General features: G+C 39.7%; 17 protein-coding genes. 14 read left to right on the forward strand and 3 right to left on the reverse strand.

Going from position 1 to position 17,148, the window contains the following annotated elements; all coding sequences use genetic code 11:
- Positions 1-37: 37 nt before the first annotated feature.
- Entirely contained in the window at positions 38-475 is a 438-nt protein-coding gene (locus RSX31_RS03635; RefSeq protein WP_148969336.1) for a hypothetical protein, read from the reverse strand.
- Between the two features lie 573 nt (positions 476-1,048).
- Here RSX31_RS03635 and RSX31_RS03640 point away from each other — a divergent pair.
- From RSX31_RS03640 to spoVK, 4 genes are all read left to right on the forward strand, one after another.
- The gene (locus RSX31_RS03640) at positions 1,049-3,433 is read left to right on the forward strand and encodes a penicillin acylase family protein (protein ID WP_397548067.1); all 2,385 of its coding nucleotides are present in this window, start codon (positions 1,049-1,051) and stop codon (positions 3,431-3,433) included.
- Between the two features lie 299 nt (positions 3,434-3,732).
- Positions 3,733-4,692, forward strand: coding sequence for a tRNA (adenosine(37)-N6)-dimethylallyltransferase MiaA (gene miaA, locus RSX31_RS03645; RefSeq protein WP_315633342.1), 960 nt, complete (start codon positions 3,733-3,735; stop codon positions 4,690-4,692).
- A 27-nt stretch (positions 4,693-4,719) separates the two neighbouring features.
- Positions 4,720-4,956, forward strand: coding sequence for an RNA chaperone Hfq (hfq, locus tag RSX31_RS03650; RefSeq protein ID WP_113968114.1), 237 nt, complete (start codon positions 4,720-4,722; stop codon positions 4,954-4,956).
- 384 nt (positions 4,957-5,340) lie between these two features.
- A complete protein-coding gene (gene spoVK, locus RSX31_RS03655; RefSeq protein ID WP_148969249.1) occupies positions 5,341-6,294 on the forward strand; it encodes a stage V sporulation protein K in 954 nt (317 codons plus the stop codon).
- 72 nt (positions 6,295-6,366) lie between these two features.
- Here the strand turns inward: spoVK and RSX31_RS03660 are convergent, their stop codons facing one another.
- Positions 6,367-6,975 (reverse strand): trimeric intracellular cation channel family protein, encoded by a 609-nt coding sequence (locus tag RSX31_RS03660; protein ID WP_148969248.1) that lies wholly within the window; start codon positions 6,973-6,975, stop codon positions 6,367-6,369.
- A gap of 205 nt (positions 6,976-7,180) precedes the next feature.
- On the opposite strand from RSX31_RS03660, the gene hflX reads away from it, so the two are divergent.
- The 4 genes from hflX to glnA all read left to right on the forward strand — a co-directional run bounded on the left by hflX (position 7,181) and on the right by glnA (position 11,657).
- On the forward strand, positions 7,181-8,434 hold the full coding sequence (gene hflX / locus RSX31_RS03665) for a GTPase HflX (RefSeq protein ID WP_315633344.1): 1,254 nt from the start codon (positions 7,181-7,183) through the stop codon (positions 8,432-8,434).
- Positions 8,435-8,451: 17 nt separating this feature from the next.
- The gene (locus RSX31_RS03670; protein ID WP_148993689.1) at positions 8,452-9,729 is read left to right on the forward strand and encodes a methionine gamma-lyase family protein; all 1,278 of its coding nucleotides are present in this window, start codon (positions 8,452-8,454) and stop codon (positions 9,727-9,729) included.
- 139 nt (positions 9,730-9,868) lie between these two features.
- Positions 9,869-10,285, forward strand: coding sequence for a MerR family transcriptional regulator (locus RSX31_RS03675; RefSeq protein WP_148969245.1), 417 nt, complete (start codon positions 9,869-9,871; stop codon positions 10,283-10,285).
- A gap of 37 nt (positions 10,286-10,322) precedes the next feature.
- On the forward strand, positions 10,323-11,657 hold the full coding sequence (gene glnA, locus RSX31_RS03680; protein ID WP_148969244.1) for a type I glutamate--ammonia ligase: 1,335 nt from the start codon (positions 10,323-10,325) through the stop codon (positions 11,655-11,657).
- Between the two features lie 117 nt (positions 11,658-11,774).
- Here glnA and lexA read toward each other — a convergent pair whose 3' ends face one another.
- Positions 11,775-12,395 carry a transcriptional repressor LexA gene (gene lexA, locus RSX31_RS03685; protein ID WP_148969243.1) on the reverse strand — a complete coding sequence of 207 codons (621 nt, stop codon included), beginning with the start codon at positions 12,393-12,395 and terminating at the stop codon, positions 11,775-11,777.
- Positions 12,396-12,552: 157 nt separating this feature from the next.
- Between lexA and yneA the strand changes: the two genes are divergently transcribed.
- From yneA to RSX31_RS03715, 6 genes are all read left to right on the forward strand, one after another.
- A complete protein-coding gene (gene yneA, locus RSX31_RS03690) occupies positions 12,553-12,879 on the forward strand; it encodes a cell division suppressor protein YneA (protein ID WP_044337290.1) in 327 nt (108 codons plus the stop codon).
- 11 nt (positions 12,880-12,890) lie between these two features.
- Entirely contained in the window at positions 12,891-13,541 is a 651-nt protein-coding gene (locus RSX31_RS03695) for a YneB family resolvase-like protein (RefSeq protein WP_148969241.1), read from the forward strand.
- Between the two features lie 105 nt (positions 13,542-13,646).
- Positions 13,647-13,880 (forward strand): DUF896 domain-containing protein, encoded by a 234-nt coding sequence (locus tag RSX31_RS03700; protein WP_148969240.1) that lies wholly within the window; start codon positions 13,647-13,649, stop codon positions 13,878-13,880.
- A 185-nt stretch (positions 13,881-14,065) separates the two neighbouring features.
- On the forward strand, positions 14,066-16,069 hold the full coding sequence (gene tkt / locus RSX31_RS03705; RefSeq protein ID WP_148969239.1) for a transketolase: 2,004 nt from the start codon (positions 14,066-14,068) through the stop codon (positions 16,067-16,069).
- 271 nt (positions 16,070-16,340) lie between these two features.
- Positions 16,341-16,778 (forward strand): sporulation inhibitor of replication protein SirA, encoded by a 438-nt coding sequence (gene sirA, locus RSX31_RS03710; protein WP_148969238.1) that lies wholly within the window; start codon positions 16,341-16,343, stop codon positions 16,776-16,778.
- An 84-nt stretch (positions 16,779-16,862) separates the two neighbouring features.
- On the forward strand, positions 16,863-17,084 hold the full coding sequence (locus RSX31_RS03715) for a YneF family protein (RefSeq protein ID WP_044337285.1): 222 nt from the start codon (positions 16,863-16,865) through the stop codon (positions 17,082-17,084).
- Positions 17,085-17,148: the final 64 nt, after the last annotated feature.

The following is a 17,148-nucleotide window of genomic DNA, read 5'->3' on the forward strand; positions in this document are numbered from 1 at the left end:
CAATAAAGATGAGGCATAGGTTGTCCAATTTTAATAATCATCCAGATGTTGCAATAGCACTGAAACTCTCAGGACCGACTCTGATAGTCCCAATAGCTGAGGCGCTTATATATGCGGTATATACTAAAGGTCCACTTTCCGGCTTAGGCGCGTTAAAGTTTGCGCCAGAAAATGTAATAAGCTGTGGTCCCAATATCTCCAGACTCAATTGCTGTTCAGCAGAATATACAGTTGTTAAACCTGATTGTTGCGTCCCCCTTACTACAGTGATAGTGACACTAGTTGCAAGCGGAATTAAAGGTAACTGTACAGCGACAGTTCCACTGAACTCGACTCTTATCTGTCCAACAGTTGCCTTTGTTACGTCCAACCCCACCACACCAAATAAAGAATCGGTACCTACAAGGATTGGGGTAGTTAAGGTGTTAGCCAAACTGGCATTTTGACTTGTTCTACCATCTAGAAAGATGCCCATCATCTCACCTCCTTTTTTCTAATCTAGTATATGTTATGTAATTCTACTATTTATGATTGTGCTGGTTGATTATAAATGAATAAATACATAAACGGACGCTGTGTAGTTGATTTTGGATCATACTGGTAGGGGATGACGGTAGTAATTTGTAATTATATCAATCTTTAAAAAAAGTATTAGATGAGATAAGTGGGTATAGGCACAAAAAGGGAGATAATAAGAGTGGTATGCCTAAAATGATTTTAATGCTAAATGTAATAAGAGTATTACACTTGAATGATATTGATTACAATAATTATATTATGGAAACTTATATAACTTCCGTTTCCATTCTTTCAATAATTATTTAGTAATAGATTATTAGCGTTTTTTTCAAAAAGAAACAGTATTAAAGTGAACGAGTCTGACACATACTTATTCTCCATTATATGAAAGTACTTTATTGCCATTTCGTTATCTATATATGAAATTTATCAGAATGCAATTTTTGTTGAAGGAATTCTTCTCACAAAAAGCTAATACTAAGATATAGATATTTTCAGAAAATTCAATATATAAATAGGGGGAAATGGAATGAATGGAGGCATAGAGCTTCTAAGGGAGAAAAAGAATAAACGCCTTAAAATTACATTATGGACAACGGGATCCATTCTATTTATCATGCTTGGAATCCTTATTTTTGCAAATTATTACATTGACAGATCTCTGCCTGTAACATCTGGTACCATTTCTTTAAATGGGTTATCCCAAGATGTAGAAGTGATCAGGGATAAAGACGGCGTGCCCCATATTCTAGCTCAAAATGAAAAAGACCTGTATATGGCACAGGGTTATGTACAGGCCCAGGATCGTCTATTCCAAATGGACCTAAGCAGAAGACAGGCTTCAGGGCGATTGAGTGAAGTGGTCGGTGAGAAAGCAATTGATCGGGACAAGTTCTTCCGGACATTTGGTTTGCGGAGGGCAGCGGAGGTTTCATTCACTGCATATCCGGATGAAGCGAAGCAGCTTCTCGAATGGTATGCAGTTGGGGTCAACGCTTATATGCAAGAAGCCACAGATGAAGGAAGGCTCCCTATAGAATTCACCCTGCTTGGTTACAAACCTGAAAAATGGACTCCCATCGATTCATTAACCATCGGGAAGTATATGGCATTTGATTTAGGGGGCCACTGGCAAGGTCAGGCTTTCAGGTATTGGGCATTAGAAAACCTGCCTAAGGATAAGGCGTATGATTTGTTCCCTTCATACCCTGAAGACGCTCCTGCCATTCTATCAGATATAGGAGAAGTTCAGGTTGATATGGAACAATCATTTGCCGGTGCAGTCATTCCCCCTGAATTTAATGGGAGTAACAACTGGGTGGTAAGCGGAGAGAAAACTGCCAGTGGTAAACCCCTCCTGGCAGACGACCCCCACCTCTCATTAGGAACTCCTTCCATATGGTATCAGATGCACCTGGAATCACCACAAGTCAATGTGAGTGGAGTGATTTTTGCCGGTATTCCAGGAATCATCCTTGGTCATAATGAGCAAATTGCATGGGGGGTAACAAATACGGGACCTGATGTTCAGGACTTATATGTAGAAAAACAAAATGAAGAAGATCCTTCTCTGTTTTTATATGATGAAAAGTGGGAAAGGGCAACGGTCATAGAAGAGCCCATTAAAGTAAAAGATGGTGACACCATTCCTTATGAAGTCACGATCACAAGACATGGTCCGGTGATTTCAGAATTTGCTCATCAAAATGAGAGTGGAAAAGTACTATCAATGAGATGGACAGCACTTGATCCAAGTCTGGAACTTCTCGCAATCCTTAACATCAATAAGGCAAAGGATTGGGATGAATTTGAAGAAGCCTTAAAGGACTTCCATGTTCCTACACAAAATTTCGTTTTTGCCTCAGAGGATGGGACGATTGCGTATAAGGCAAATGGGAAAATTCCTATCAGGAAAAAAGGGGACGGACTTTTGCCTGTTCCCGGGTGGGATCCTGATTATGAATGGGAAGGATTTATACCATTCGAAGAGCTTCCAAAAGTCATCAATCCAGAATCGGGTTTCATTGCAACAGCGAATAATAAAGTAGTTACCGATGAATATCCATATCATATTAGTCATCACTGGGCTCAGCCATATCGGTACATGAGAATATCGGAGTATTTAGAAGCGGTAAAGGATCTCTCCCTTTCCGATATGAAAGACCTTCAAATGGATCAGATGAATTTACATGCACGTGAAATGGTTCCTATTCTGATTGAAGATATGGAAAGCGGCTCATTAACTGCTAAAGAAAAAGAAGCTGTTGAGCTGCTGAAGTCCTGGAACAATAAAGATGATAAAAAACAAGCTGCTCCACTCGTTTTTCATCAATGGATGAACGAAATTTCCACTGGCCTATTTAAAAAGGATATTCCAAAAGATATGATGAAACTGTTTGAAGGCCGTCAAAGTGTCGTGGATGAACTCATCCGAAAAGCTCATAACGGAGAGGAATCTCAGTGGTTTGTGGACAGGGGGGGATACCAGACTTTCCTAACAGCTTCACTTACCCAAGCATTAGATGAGCTGGAAGAAGCATATGGTTCTTCTATGGACGAGTGGGAGTGGGGACTGTATCATAGAGTATACTTTGAACACCCTTTATCGGGAGCTTCTTCCGTGTTGAAATGGTTCTTAAATGACAGGGATCCTGAGCCGGTGGGAGGAAGTAGAGTGACGGTGGGTGCTGCAAGTTACAATGAGAGTGGAATCGTCAATCATGGTGCTTCATGGAGATTTGTTATTGATACAGAGAACATGAACAATGGCTATCATATTGTAGGCCCTGGACAAGCGGGGCATTATAAAAGTAAATGGTATCAAAATCAAATGGACGCGTGGAAAAACGGGGACTATCATCAAACATCCATCTCAAACCGAGATGGGGACAAGTTAATATTAAAAGCAAATTAAAGTCTAAAGCAGCTGGTCATCAAAGGTTAAAAAACAATTCCTACAAGAAGAATTATTAACATCTATAAACAGCCTGGAGAGCCTTTCCAGGCTGTTTATAGTATAAGAGTTTAATGTGGATGAGTTTTATCCCCTATAGAAATGGGTACATTCACTTCTAAGAAGAAGGGAGGAAATCAGCTTCCTATATTGAATAATCATAAAAGAATTGGGCATACTGGCAAGATGTGATTTAACAACATCTATCATTATGGTACGATAATATGTAACGAAACATTTACATAGAAAGCAGTGAACGTATGACAAGATTTGAAAAAGAGAAAGTGATCGTTCTTATTGGTCCGACTGCTGTAGGTAAAACCAAAACTAGTATAGAACTTGCCAAGAGGTATAATGGCGAAATCATAAGCGGTGACTCCATGCAGATTTATAAAAAAATGGATATCGGTACCGCGAAAATCACCCCTGAGGAAATGGAAGGAGTCCCACATCATCTCCTTGATATTAGAGAGCCCGTGGAATCTTTTTCTGTAGCAGACTTTCAGCAACTTGTCCGAAAGAAAATTTCAGAGATTCACTCACGTGGAAAAGTCCCTCTTATAGTAGGGGGGACAGGGCTATATATTCAGTCGGTATTATACGATTATCAATTCACTGAAACTCCAGGTGATGAACACTATCGTGAGGAATTAGAAGCAAGCCTTGAGAAAAATGGTTCCGAGTGGCTTCATGATCAATTAGTATCTGTCGACCCCGTGTCAGCAGGGAATATACACCGGAATAATACCCGACGAGTCATTCGTGCATTGGAGATCTATCATTGTACCGGCAAGACAATGTCTGAGTATCAAGAAGAGCAATCACAGGAGCTGCAGTACGAAGTGGCTTTAATTGGGTTAATCATGGATCGGGAAAAACTTTATGAAAGAATAAACCTCCGTGTTGATCTGATGATGAAACAAGGTTTATTAGAAGAAGTAAAAGAGTTATACGATAAAGGAATAAGAAATGTTCAGTCTGTTCAAGCCATTGGGTACAAAGAACTTTACGATTATTTTGATGGTAAAGTCAGCTTGGAACGGGCAAAAGAAAGCCTAAAGCAAAATTCAAGAAGATATGCAAAGCGCCAACTTACATGGTTCAGAAATAAAATGGATGTTGCCTGGTTCGATATGACAATTGAGAGTCAGCACACCAAAAATATTGAGGATATTTCAGAATTTATTGCAGGAAAGCTACAATTAAAGTCGAATAAGTAACGTAGAGATAGAAGAGGAGGACTAACCATGAAACAATCCATTAATATCCAAGATCAATTCCTTAATCAATTAAGAAAAGAGAGTTCACTATGTACGGTATTTTTATTGAATGGATTCCAAATCCGTGGACAAGTGAAAGGTTTTGATAACTTTACAGTGCTGTTTGAGTGCGAAGGAAAACAGCAGCTTGTATATAAGCATGCCATTTCAACATTCGCTCCACAGCGAAATGTCCAAATAAATTTTGAAGAACAAAGCAATTAATATTAAAAGACTGCGAAAGCTGCCTCAATGGGCAGCTTTTTTTGTAGTCATTATCAGTATATTTATCATATGGGGCATGAATCTGATTCGTGATTGCAAGAATTAATTAATGAAACGAAAAGTAATTGAATAGGATGATAAGAGAGGCTTTTTTTATGTCCCTCACTTATCAAGTTCCAAATTAGTTTTCACGTTATGAATATGATGAATCGTTATGAAAAATAAACGAAGCAAAAGATTCCGTGTTTCTTTTTATTTCTCGGGAAAGCGCAGAAATAGACAGAATTCTTCTAATTTGTCGAAAAAACCAGGTGAAATATAGGCGTTTATCACCCTAAAATCTTCAGGAGCGTATACTGTCTTAAGAATGGTGAGGTGAATCCATTGGATCAACCAATGAGAATGAAAAATAATGGTCAAATCAGCATTGTATTGAATTCTCAAAAACGGAGTTCAGTAAAAGATACGATAAGACATGATTCCATTCCTCAGTCGCTCCCTCAAGAGCATGTCGCATTAAAAGAAATAGAAGAAGAACTTGGATCACTTGTCGGAATGGAAGAAATGAAGAAAATGGTGAAAGAAATCTATGCATGGATATATGTTAATAAGAAACGGGAAACAATGGGGTTGAAAGCAGGAAAACAAGCCCTTCATATGATGTTCAAAGGAAATCCCGGTACAGGAAAGACTACTGTCGCAAGGATTATCGGAAAACTGTTCTTGAAAATGAATGTACTTTCTAAAGGTCATTTAATTGAAGCAGAGAGAGCGGATCTGGTTGGTGAATATATTGGTCATACAGCTCAGAAAACAAGAGACCTTGTCAAAAAAGCCCTGGGTGGAATTTTGTTTATCGATGAAGCGTATTCACTGGGCAGAGGAGGAGAGAAGGATTTCGGGAAAGAAGCCATCGATACACTTGTCAAACATATGGAGGATAAGCAGCATGAATTCATCTTGATCCTGGCAGGATACTCGAGGGAAATGGAACACTTTCTTACCTTGAATCCCGGTCTCCAATCAAGATTCCCTCTCGTCTTTCACTTTCCGGATTATTCAGTTGATCAGCTGATGGAAATCGGCAGAAGGATGTTAGAAGAAAAGGAATATTTATTAAGTCATGATGCAGAAAGAAAGATCCGGGAACATCTTCACTCAGCAAAAAATACATTATCTCCTATGGCATTCTCAAATGGAAGGTATGTACGGAATGTATTAGAAAAGTCAATTCGTGCTCAGGCCATGCGGCTGCTAATGGAAAATTGCTATGATCGACATGATTTATTAACAATCCGCAGCAATGATTTAGTGTTTAACAAAGGATCATCTGAATGACTATACTTAGTAAACATCTAGTAATATAATAATCTATAAAAAAATGCATTCAAAAGTGAATGCATTTTTTTATTATACATGTGCCCGTAAGCTCCTATTCGGTAACCTCCATTTGTATAAATAGGATAGAACACGTAATGTTGTTGTGATCACGAATAAAGAGTAGAGTTCAAATGCTGAATGGACTACCCCGAGCCCGATTGCTGCTCCGCACAGGACTGCCCAGACAGCATAAATTTCTGAACGAAGCACTAATGGTTTCCGACCGGCAAGGAGATCACGAATGATTCCGCCCCCGCTCCCTGTCAGCACAGCTGCTACAATAATAGCGCTTATTGGATGATTCATTTCAGAAGCATACAGTGCTCCTTGGATAGCAAAAGCTGAAAGACCTATGGCATCAAAGAAATTTCCCCATTTTCTCCAGTGTTTTAGGAGATTATTAGGGAAAAGAAAGACAGCTGTTATGGAAAGGAGGGCAATCTGAAACAACATGCCTTGCTCCCATAGAGCGGAAACAGGGACGCCAATCAGTAAATTCCGAATAGCCCCTCCACCGAATGCTGTGACAATTCCTAATATATAAACACCGAGGATATCGTATTCCTCTTCCATGGCAATGATAGCTCCTGAAATAGCAAAAGCAATGGTACCTATAATACTTAATACTTCCCACGTCATACACATTCCTCCTAACCCTATTACAATATGCTACATGCCATTATGTAGATTCTTGAATGAGTGTGATATCGTAAATTCAAACATACTGATTTTAACACGTCTGCACTTAATTGCAACCATTTTTCATTCCTTTTTACATAGAGTTTACGAGGCGAATTTGGTATGATGAAAATAATAATGAATTGTACAGAAAGAAGGATGTTTATTGAAGAATGAAGTAAAGGAAAAAGTCATTCTTGTTGGGTGTCAACTCGAGGAAGATGACTTGCGTTTTCAGTATGGTTTAGACGAACTTGAAGAATTGACGGAAACGGCTCAAGGTCAAGTAATGGCTATACTAACTCAAAAACGGGATCGTGTTCATCCTGGTACATATATAGGAAAAGGTAAAGTGGAAGAGTTGGTCCTTTTAGAAGAGCAATTTGAACCGGATATAATCATTTTTAATGATGAACTATCTCCGAGTCAAATTAGAAATTTATCAAAAGATTTAAATGCAAGGGTGATTGATCGTACTCAACTGATCCTGGATATCTTCGCTGGCCGCGCCCGTTCAAGAGAGGGGAAATTACAAGTAGAGCTTGCTCAACTTCAATATCTGCTTCCTCGATTAATCGGTCAAGGAGCTTCTCTCTCAAGGTTGGGAGGAGGAATTGGTACAAGAGGGCCGGGTGAAACAAAGCTCGAAAGTGACCGTCGTCACATTCATCGCAGGATTGATGATATTAAGAAACAACTACAAATCATTGTTGAACACAGAGAAAGGTATCGTGAACGAAGAAAGCGTAACAAAACCTTTCAAATTGCACTGGTAGGTTATACAAACGCTGGGAAATCGACTTTGTTTAATCGAATTTCATTAGCAGACTCTTATGAAGAGAATCAACTCTTCGCAACATTGGACCCGATGACCAGAAAAATGCCCTTGCCCAGTGGCTACTTGACATTACTAACGGATACAGTCGGATTTATCCAAGATCTCCCGACTACATTAGTAGCGGCTTTTCGCTCTACACTGGAAGAGGTGAGAGAGGCGGATCTTCTTCTCCATGTAGTGGATAGTTCTAATCCCGATTACAGTCAGCATGAAAAAACCGTTCAATCTTTATTACAAGACCTGGACATGTTTGGACTGCCTCAGTTAACGGTTTACAACAAGAAAGATGTGATGCACCATGACTTTGTCCCAAGCAGCGAATGGGATCGTATCATGATCAGTGCCTTAAACGAACACGATCGCGGGCAGCTTCTATTAAAAATAGAAGAAATCGTAAAAAAACATATGACATCTTATCATGTATTCATTCCAGCGAGTGAAGGGAAGGTCCTTTCACAATTAAAGAATGAAACCATCTTAAAAAAGCTGGAATTTATTGAAGAAAACCAGGTTTATGAATTGACGGGCTATCACCTGGAAGATCATCCAATCGCAGGCAGCATCAAGAAATTTCAAAGGTAGAAGGGAAACAAAACCTCATGTTTGAACAATTAGTGCACGGAAACACTCTAAAACCATTGGTAACAAAAGTTGAAGAAAGCATTAAAGATATACACAACCAAATTGAAGAACGGGCCGAAAATAACCAGTTCAGTGTGCTTAGATCTTTTCAAAAGCACCGTGTAAGCGATTCCCACTTCATACCTTCAACTGGCTATGGGTATGACGATGCAGGAAGAGACACATTAGAAAGTATTTATGCCGATGTTTTCGGAGGAGAAGCAGGACTAGTGCGTCCTCAGATTATTTCAGGTACTCATGCAATCTCCATCGCCTTATTTGGTGTACTCAGACCTGGGGACGAATTAGTGTACATAACGGGAAAACCATATGATACGTTAGAAGAAATTGTTGGGATTCGCGGGGAAGGAACCGGGTCACTGAAAGACTTTCAAATTGGCTATCAAAGTGTAGATTTACTCCAGTCTGGAAAGGTGGATTTTGAAGGGGTGGCAAAAACGATTTCTTCCAAAACAAAAATGGTGGGGATTCAGCGATCTAAAGGATATGCCAACCGACCTTCCTTTACTATAGAAGAAATCAAAGAAATGATTGATTTTGTAAAAGAGATAAACCCTGAAATGGTTGTCTTCGTAGACAACTGCTACGGAGAGTTTGTAGAAGAGAGTGAGCCTTGTCACATCGGAGCAGATTTAATGGCAGGCTCCCTTATCAAAAATCCTGGTGGAGGTCTTGCTAAAACCGGGGGTTACATTGTAGGAAAGAAAGAATACGTTGACGCATGTTCATATCGAATGACCTCTCCTGGAATAGGGGCAGAGGCGGGTGCATCTCTTTATAGCTTGCAAGAAATGTATCAAGGCTTCTTTTTGGCACCCCATGTAGTGGCACAATCATTAAAGGGGGCCGTCTTCACATCTGCGCTTTTAACGGAACTTGGCATGAATACAAATCCAAGTCCTCATGCAAAACGAACAGATTTAATTCAGTCTGTGCAGTTCGATGACAGAGATAAGATGGTCGCATTTTGTCAGGCAATCCAGTTTGCATCACCTATAAATTCTCATTTTACTCCCTATCCCAACTATATGCCCGGCTACGAGGATGATGTCATTATGGCAGCAGGAACATTCATTCAAGGTTCCAGCATTGAATTATCTGCAGACGGTCCGATAAGACCACCTTATGTGGCATATGTTCAGGGGGGATTAACTTACGCCCATGTAAAAATTGCCGTTTGCTCAGCAGTAGATAATTTGATTGAAAAAGGTTTAATCACTGTGACAATAGGATAATAAATTAGTAATTGGATAGTCTAAATCTGACTATCCTTTTCTACTGAATTCTTATGTAAGAAAATCTAACATTTCATTGACAGAACTCCTTACATTACATATAATAAGGTCAAGAAGGAAAACAAAAGGAGGAATCAGGATGAGCGGTAGTGAAATTCGTCGAACGATGGCATTATTCCCAATTAGTATTGTCATGCAGCTCACGGACCTAACAGCTCGTCAGATTCGATACTATGAAGAGCACCAATTGATCAGCCCTGCACGTACTGAGGGGAATCGCAGGCTCTTTTCCTTGAATGACATTGATAAGTTATTAGAAGTAAAGGATCTGTTAGATCAAGGCATCAACATGGCTGGGATTAAGAAGATATATGCGGTATCCAGTCATAATGAAAGTAAAGTAGTATCTGACGTAAGCAATGAAAAGGAAGAAAAAGCACGACAGGATCTATCCGATGACGAGTTGCGTAAATTACTTCGAAATGAATTGATGCATTCCGGTCGATTTACTAAAGCATCTTTGCGTCAAGGTGACATGTCTCGCTTTTTTCATTAAATAAAACCTTTAATAAACTTGAGGAGGAAACACGTAAATGGCAAAGTATACTCGAGAAGATGTTTTAAGATTAGCGAATGAAGAAGGTGTAAAGTTCATCCGACTGCAATTCACTGACATTCTGGGGACGATTAAGAACGTAGAAATCCCTCTTAGTCAGCTTGAGAAGGCACTAGATAACAAGATGATGTTTGACGGTTCTTCAATTGAAGGGTTTGTTCGAATTGAAGAATCAGATATGTACCTATTCCCTGATTTAGACACTTGGTTAGTATTCCCATGGACAGCTGAAAAAGGAAAAGTAGCCCGACTGATCTGTGATATCTACAATCCAGATGGCACTCCATTCGAAGGAGATCCGCGTAACAATTTAAAGCGCATCTTAAGTCAAATGGAAGAGCTAGGGTTTACTGACTTCAATCTTGGACCTGAGCCAGAATTCTTCCTCTTTAAATTAGACGTAAATGGTGAGCCGACATTAGAATTGAACGATAACGGTGGCTACTTCGATTTAGCTCCTACAGATTTAGGGGAGAACTGCCGTCGGGATATCGCATTAGAACTAGAAGAAATGGGCTTTGAAATCGAAGCATCACACCACGAAGTTGCACCTGGTCAACATGAGATCGACTTTAAATATGCAAGTGCATTAAGAGCATGTGATGATATCCAAACATTTAAACTAGTGGTTAAAACGATTGCACGCAAGCATGGATTACACGCAACATTCATGCCTAAGCCTCTATTTGGTGTAAATGGATCGGGAATGCACTGTAACATGTCCCTATTCAAAAATGGGGAAAACTCTTTCTTCGATGAAAAGGGAGATCTGCAATTAAGCGATACAGCTCGTCAATTCCTTGCAGGTATCATTAAACATGCAACTGACTTTACAGCGATCACTAACCCGACTGTAAACTCATACAAGCGTTTAGTACCTGGATATGAAGCACCTTGTTATGTTGCATGGTCTGCTCGTAACCGCAGCCCATTAATCCGTATCCCTGCTTCTCGTGGATTAAGCACACGTGTTGAGGTCCGTAGTGTTGACCCGGCCGCAAACCCATACTTGGCGATGGCTGTATTACTGGCTGCTGGATTGGATGGAATCAAGAATAACCTTCCAGCTCCTAAGCCAATCGACCGCAACATTTATGTTATGGATAAAAAAGAGCGTGAAGAAGCGGGAATCGTAGATCTTCCAGCAACTTTACACGCTGCATTAGAAAACCTTAAAACAAATGAAGTAATCGTTAAATCCCTTGGAGAACACATCTTCGAACACTTCGTTGAAGCGAAAGAAATCGAATGGGATATGTTCCGTACACAAGTACACCCATGGGAGCGCGAGCAATACATTCAAATGTATTAATCCTAAAAAAGTGTATTTTATTCAAAAGGAGTGGAGGCAGCATAAATGCTGCCTCCACTCGTTTTTTAGGCCATCAAAAATATAAGCCGCTATGTATACATAGCGGCTTATTACATATTAATGTACTTGACGATAAACTCCGACAACTTTTCCTAAAATGGATACATTTCGTAAAATGATCGGAGCCATGGTTGAATTCTCTGGTTGTAATCGGACATAGTCCTTTTCTTTAAAGAAGCGTTTTACAGTCGCTTCATCTTCCTCAGTCATCGCTACGACGATATCTCCATTGTTCGCTGTTTGTTGCTGACGCACGATAACAAAATCCCCATCCAAGATCCCGGCCTCTATCATACTGTCACCCATGATTTCCAGCATGAAGACCTGTTCATCCGAAGGTGCCATACGCTCAGGCAGTGGGAAGAATTCCTCGACATTCTCAACAGCCGTGATGGGTTGACCGGCTGTAACCTTACCGATTAAAGGAACGTTAACAACCCGCTGACGCGGTATCGTATCCTCTTCAAGATTTAAGATTTCGATGGCTCTTGGTTTAGTGGGATCTCTACGAATAAGACCTTTACTCTCTAACCTGGCCAGATGTCCGTGTACGGTGGAACTAGAAGCAAGACCAACGGCTTCCCCGATTTCCCGTACGGAAGGTGGGTACCCTTTTTCTCTTACTGCAATTTTAATATATTCTAGTATGTCCTGCTGTCTTTTAGACAATTTTGTCATGTTCACGCACCTCTATTATAGATCTTATGTTCCCATTATAGCATGTCTTTCCAGCCGATACAAACATAAGTTCGAATTTCTGTTGACACCAAACGAATGTTCGTATTACAATGAATATAACAAAAACAGAACAAACATTCGTATGGAGGTATTTTTTATGTTAACACACATTTGGAATCGTTTCTCTTACATTATTATATTATTTATTTTAGCGCTTTTATCTGCAGCCTATTTGCTAGTGGTCATGGCAAACCAGCCGTCATATCAAAGCATCACCGTTCAGGATGGAGACACACTATGGACTATTGCCAAACAGTACAATGAAGAATATTCTATGACGGTGGAAGAATTTATCGCTTGGGTCGGAGAGGAAAATAATCTCACATCATTCTCAATCAAACCCGGTGAATCACTTGTGTTACCTATAGAAAATCCAACATTATCCACCCATTCAGACTATGAATTGGTAATGAACGAAGAATAGAGGGATAGAAGATGAAGGCAGTAATTTACTGCAGAGTCAGTACAAAGAAAGACACGCAGGAAACATCCTTGGAACGTCAAGAAGAGGAATTAGTGAAATTAGCACAAGAACACCAATACGAAGTGGTTGCTATCATAAAAGATCAAGCAAGCGGTTTTGAGTTGGATCGCCCTGGTGTTCTTGAACTTCTTGATTTGATTAAAGAGGAGTCGATTGAGGCTGTTCTCATACAGGACGAAACAAGAATTGGTAGAGGGAATGCCAAAATTGCTCTTATTCATTGTTTATTAAAAGAGGAAGTCAAGATCATCAGTCAAACACATAGTGGGGAGCTTCACTTATCTGAATCAGATTCTATGGTGATTAATATTGTAAGTATGGTTGAGGAGTATCAAAGGAAACTCCATAATTTAAAAATCAGACGAGGTATGAAAAGGGCAGTGGAAAATGGTTTTCAACCTCATAAAAATCTAAAAAATAAAGGGAATGCAGATGGAAGAGAGCGGATTGAAGTACCCGTTGAGGAAATTGTCAGGTTAAGAAAGAACGAACTGACATTTGCTGAAATTGCAGCCACTTTAAGAGGGTTTGGGTATAATGTCTCCAAAGCTACCGTACATAGGCGTTTCAAAGAATATATGTCTTCATTGGAAAATGCGTAACTCTTGTTTTATCTCCTTTAATCTAGTAACATGACGATAGAATTAAGCTTTACTATTGGTTGTGTATTAGATTTTGCTTACTATGCAATAAAGGAGTTTTTATAGATGCTTTCAAAAACAAAAATGAATCGAATCAATGAACTTGCCAAGAAGTCCAAGAGTAGCGGACTAACCGAACAAGAAGCAAAAGAGCAGTCCAAGTTGAGAAAAGAATACCTGGAAACGTTTCGTCAATCGATGAAAGGGACCATTGAAAATACAAGAATATTTGATCCGGAAGGTAATGAAGTGACGCCTAAGAAGATTCAGGATATACAGACTAAGAAGAAAATGAACTAAATGAATGAACTGCCAGGTCCATATTATATGGACCTGGCAGTTTTTTTCATCTTCACCCCTTATGAAATCATAAGGTTTTTTATTTTCAACGATCATAAAGTCATGTTATCATTCAAGATAGTTGTATAAACTATCAAAGAAGATTAATATTAATAAGGTACATTAAAAGGAAGGATGTCTGACATATGTTTGATAACACAGATCAGTTAGCAATTAATACAATCCGTACATTATCTATCGATGCAATTGAAAAAGCAGGTTCTGGCCACCCCGGAATGCCTATGGGAGCAGCTCCGATGGCGTATGCTCTTTGGACAAGATTCATGAACCATAATCCGAAAAATCCTGAGTGGTTTAACCGGGACCGCTTCGTTTTATCTGCCGGTCATGGATCCATGCTATTATATAGCCTGCTTCATTTATCAGGTTATGACGTTTCAATGGAAGATCTTAAAGAATTCCGTCAATGGGGAAGTAAAACTCCGGGTCACCCGGAATACAAACATACTCCAGGAGTAGAAGCTACGACTGGACCATTAGGACAAGGAATCGGTATGGCAGTCGGTATGGCACTAGCTGAAAGGCATTTAGCGACTACATACAATAAGGATCAATACGATATGGTAGATCATTTTACATATTCTATTTGTGGAGATGGAGACTTAATGGAGGGTGTGGCCTCTGAAGCAGCTTCATTGGCAGGTCACTTGAAATTAGGTCGTCTAGTAGTTCTCTATGATTCAAATGATATTTCACTTGATGGAGAGTTAGACAAATCTTTCTCTGAAAGTGTGAAAGGCCGATTTGAATCATATGGTTGGCAATATATTCGTGTTGAAGACGGAAATGACCTTGATGAAATTTCCAAAGCAATCGAAGAGGCTCAAGGTGATACTACCCGTCCAACTATGATCGAAGTTAAGACGGTCATCGGATACGGAGCTCCTAATAAATCAGGGAAATCTGCAGTTCACGGTGCTCCGCTTGGTGAAGACGAAATGAAGCTAACGAAAGAAGCTTATCAATGGACGTTTGAGCAGGATTTTCATGTACCTGATGAAGTTTACAGCAGATTCGAGGAAAAAATCCAACAAGCAGGTTCTGAAAAAGAAGAAGCTTGGGCTGACCTATTCATAAAATATAAAGAAGAGCATCCAGAGCTTGCTGTCCAATTAGAAGCAGCAATCAAAGGCGATCTTCCAGAAGGATGGGATAAAGATATCCCGGTATATGAAGAAGGAAAAGCACTGGCTAGCAGAGCTTCTTCCGGTGAAGTCTTAAATGCGATTGCAAAGAATCTCCCTTCATTCATTGGTGGATCAGCTGACTTAGCCGGATCTAACAAGACGATGATTAAAGATGAAGCAGACTTTACACATGAATCGCCTGAAGGTCGTAATATCTGGTTCGGTGTTCGTGAGTTCGGTATGGGTGCAGCCATGAATGGTATGGCTCTTCACGGCGGTCTGCACGTATTCGGAGGAACATTCTTCGTATTCAGTGACTATTTAAGACCTGCAATCCGCTTAGCTGCTCTAATGGGCTTACCTGTGACATATGTATTCACACATGATAGTATCGCAGTCGGAGAAGATGGACCTACCCATGAACCTGTAGAACAGCTTGCTTCACTTCGTGCGATGCCTAACCTTTCTGTCATCCGCCCTGGTGACGGAAATGAAGTTGCTGCAGCATGGAAATTATCATTAGAGTCTAAGGATCAGCCTACGATGTTAGTTCTATCTCGTCAGGACCTCCCAACTCTTAAAGGTACTGCAGATAAAGCGTATAACGGCGTAGACAAAGGCGCATATGTCGTATCTGCATCTGGCAAGGAACAGCCTGATGCCTTACTGATTGCAACTGGTTCTGAAGTACATTTGGCAGTAGACGCTCAAAATGCACTTGAAAAAGATGGAATCAGCGTATCTGTCATTAGTATGCCATCTTGGGATCGCTTCGAGAAACAATCAAAAGAATACAAAGAATCTATTCTGCCGAAGAGTGTGAAAAAACGTCTTGCTATCGAAATGGGATCTCCAATGGGTTGGGACCGCTATGTAGGAGACGAAGGCGATATTTTAGCTATTGATGGATATGGTGCATCTGCTCCTGGAGCAAAAGTCATGGAAGAGTACGGCTTTACAACAGACAATGTAGTTTCAAGAATCAAAGCGTTGATACAGTAATGAATTAAAGACATGAAAGGTCGACTCCTTAATACTCTTTAAGGAGTCGACCTTTTTTTTAGCTGAATGTAATTGTCGATAAAATGAGTATGTTTGGAAGAGAATGGGTAAATGATGAAAAGTCCCTAAATATTACAACTTGAGCCAATCACCGATATTTTTGAGTTAACTTGCTCTTCGACAAAACTAGTGTAGATTTTCAACAATTTCCGACAATGACTCCTATCTAGTTGATTTATACTATATGAAAGAAAGGTAGGAGGGTGTAAAGGTGCGAAACTATCAAATCTATTGGATTGAGGAAATGTTTGTTCAGCACTATTATGGTCGGGAAAGAATATTCTATCAGCTGTTTTCCGAGTGGGAAGCAAGTACAGGGGAGCTTCACGATATCATCTCGAAACAAGTAAATTACATTACTAGGCCTATTCCATACCTTCCTACACAAAGACTCCTGCAGCACGAGATCATTAAAATTGAAGGAGCAGCTTGGGTTGATTCTGTTGCAACGATTGAAAGGGTCGATTCAGGTGCTACACTTGTTCTCAATGAGAAATGGATGACGCTGAATGCTTGGGGTCACGATGAATCTGAATATGTCTTTTTTGAAATCCTGCGCAGAAATATGGGTCAGCTCCTCGCAATTGATATCCAAAATGAACGTTTTGGGTGGTTAAAACCGATTAAACAAAGAAAATTTATATATTAATAAGAAATTATGACAGAAATATTGTATAATGTTTCATGGTTTAGTACACTTTTATAAGGACAACATGAAGGAGGAAGTAAGAGTATGTCAACGACTGGGTTACTTATTCTAGTTGGAGTTCTAGCATTACTTGCTGGAGTTGCACTAGGATTTTTCATTGCTCGTAAATATATGATGAGCTATCTTAAGAAAAATCCACCAATCAACGAGCAAATGTTACGCATGATGATGATGCAAATGGGTCAAAAACCTTCCCAAAAGAAAATCAATCAAATGATGAATGCAATGAATAAGAACATGAAGTAATAGTTAGAAGCACTCAGGTAATGAGTGCTTTTTCTATTTGTGACTATACTACTTACGATAAAGG

The sequence above is a fragment of the Rossellomorea yichunensis genome (assembly GCF_032337515.1).
GTDB classification, from domain to species: domain Bacteria; phylum Bacillota; class Bacilli; order Bacillales; family Bacillaceae_B; genus Rossellomorea; species Rossellomorea yichunensis.

What these genes read in the sequence shown, in the direction of transcription:
- miaA (WP_315633342.1), top strand. Translation starts at nt 3,733, where the DNA reads ATGACAAGATTTGAAAAAGAGAAAGTGATCGTTCTTATTGGTCCGACT.
- tkt (WP_148969239.1), top strand. Translation starts at nt 14,066, where the DNA reads ATGTTTGATAACACAGATCAGTTAGCAATTAATACAATCCGTACATTA.
- RSX31_RS03675 (WP_148969245.1), top strand. Translation starts at nt 9,869, where the DNA reads ATGAGCGGTAGTGAAATTCGTCGAACGATGGCATTATTCCCAATTAGT.
- hfq (WP_113968114.1), top strand. Translation starts at nt 4,720, where the DNA reads ATGAAACAATCCATTAATATCCAAGATCAATTCCTTAATCAATTAAGA.
- yneA (WP_044337290.1), top strand. Translation starts at nt 12,553, where the DNA reads ATGTTAACACACATTTGGAATCGTTTCTCTTACATTATTATATTATTT.
- RSX31_RS03715 (WP_044337285.1), top strand. Translation starts at nt 16,863, where the DNA reads ATGTCAACGACTGGGTTACTTATTCTAGTTGGAGTTCTAGCATTACTT.
- RSX31_RS03640 (WP_397548067.1), top strand. Translation starts at nt 1,049, where the DNA reads ATGAATGGAGGCATAGAGCTTCTAAGGGAGAAAAAGAATAAACGCCTT.
- lexA (WP_148969243.1), bottom strand. Translation starts at nt 12,395, where the DNA reads ATGACAAAATTGTCTAAAAGACAGCAGGACATACTAGAATATATTAAA.
- RSX31_RS03635 (WP_148969336.1), bottom strand. Translation starts at nt 475, where the DNA reads ATGGGCATCTTTCTAGATGGTAGAACAAGTCAAAATGCCAGTTTGGCT.
- RSX31_RS03695 (WP_148969241.1), top strand. Translation starts at nt 12,891, where the DNA reads ATGAAGGCAGTAATTTACTGCAGAGTCAGTACAAAGAAAGACACGCAG.
- RSX31_RS03670 (WP_148993689.1), top strand. Translation starts at nt 8,452, where the DNA reads ATGTTTGAACAATTAGTGCACGGAAACACTCTAAAACCATTGGTAACA.
- RSX31_RS03700 (WP_148969240.1), top strand. Translation starts at nt 13,647, where the DNA reads ATGCTTTCAAAAACAAAAATGAATCGAATCAATGAACTTGCCAAGAAG.
- RSX31_RS03660 (WP_148969248.1), bottom strand. Translation starts at nt 6,975, where the DNA reads ATGACGTGGGAAGTATTAAGTATTATAGGTACCATTGCTTTTGCTATT.
- glnA (WP_148969244.1), top strand. Translation starts at nt 10,323, where the DNA reads ATGGCAAAGTATACTCGAGAAGATGTTTTAAGATTAGCGAATGAAGAA.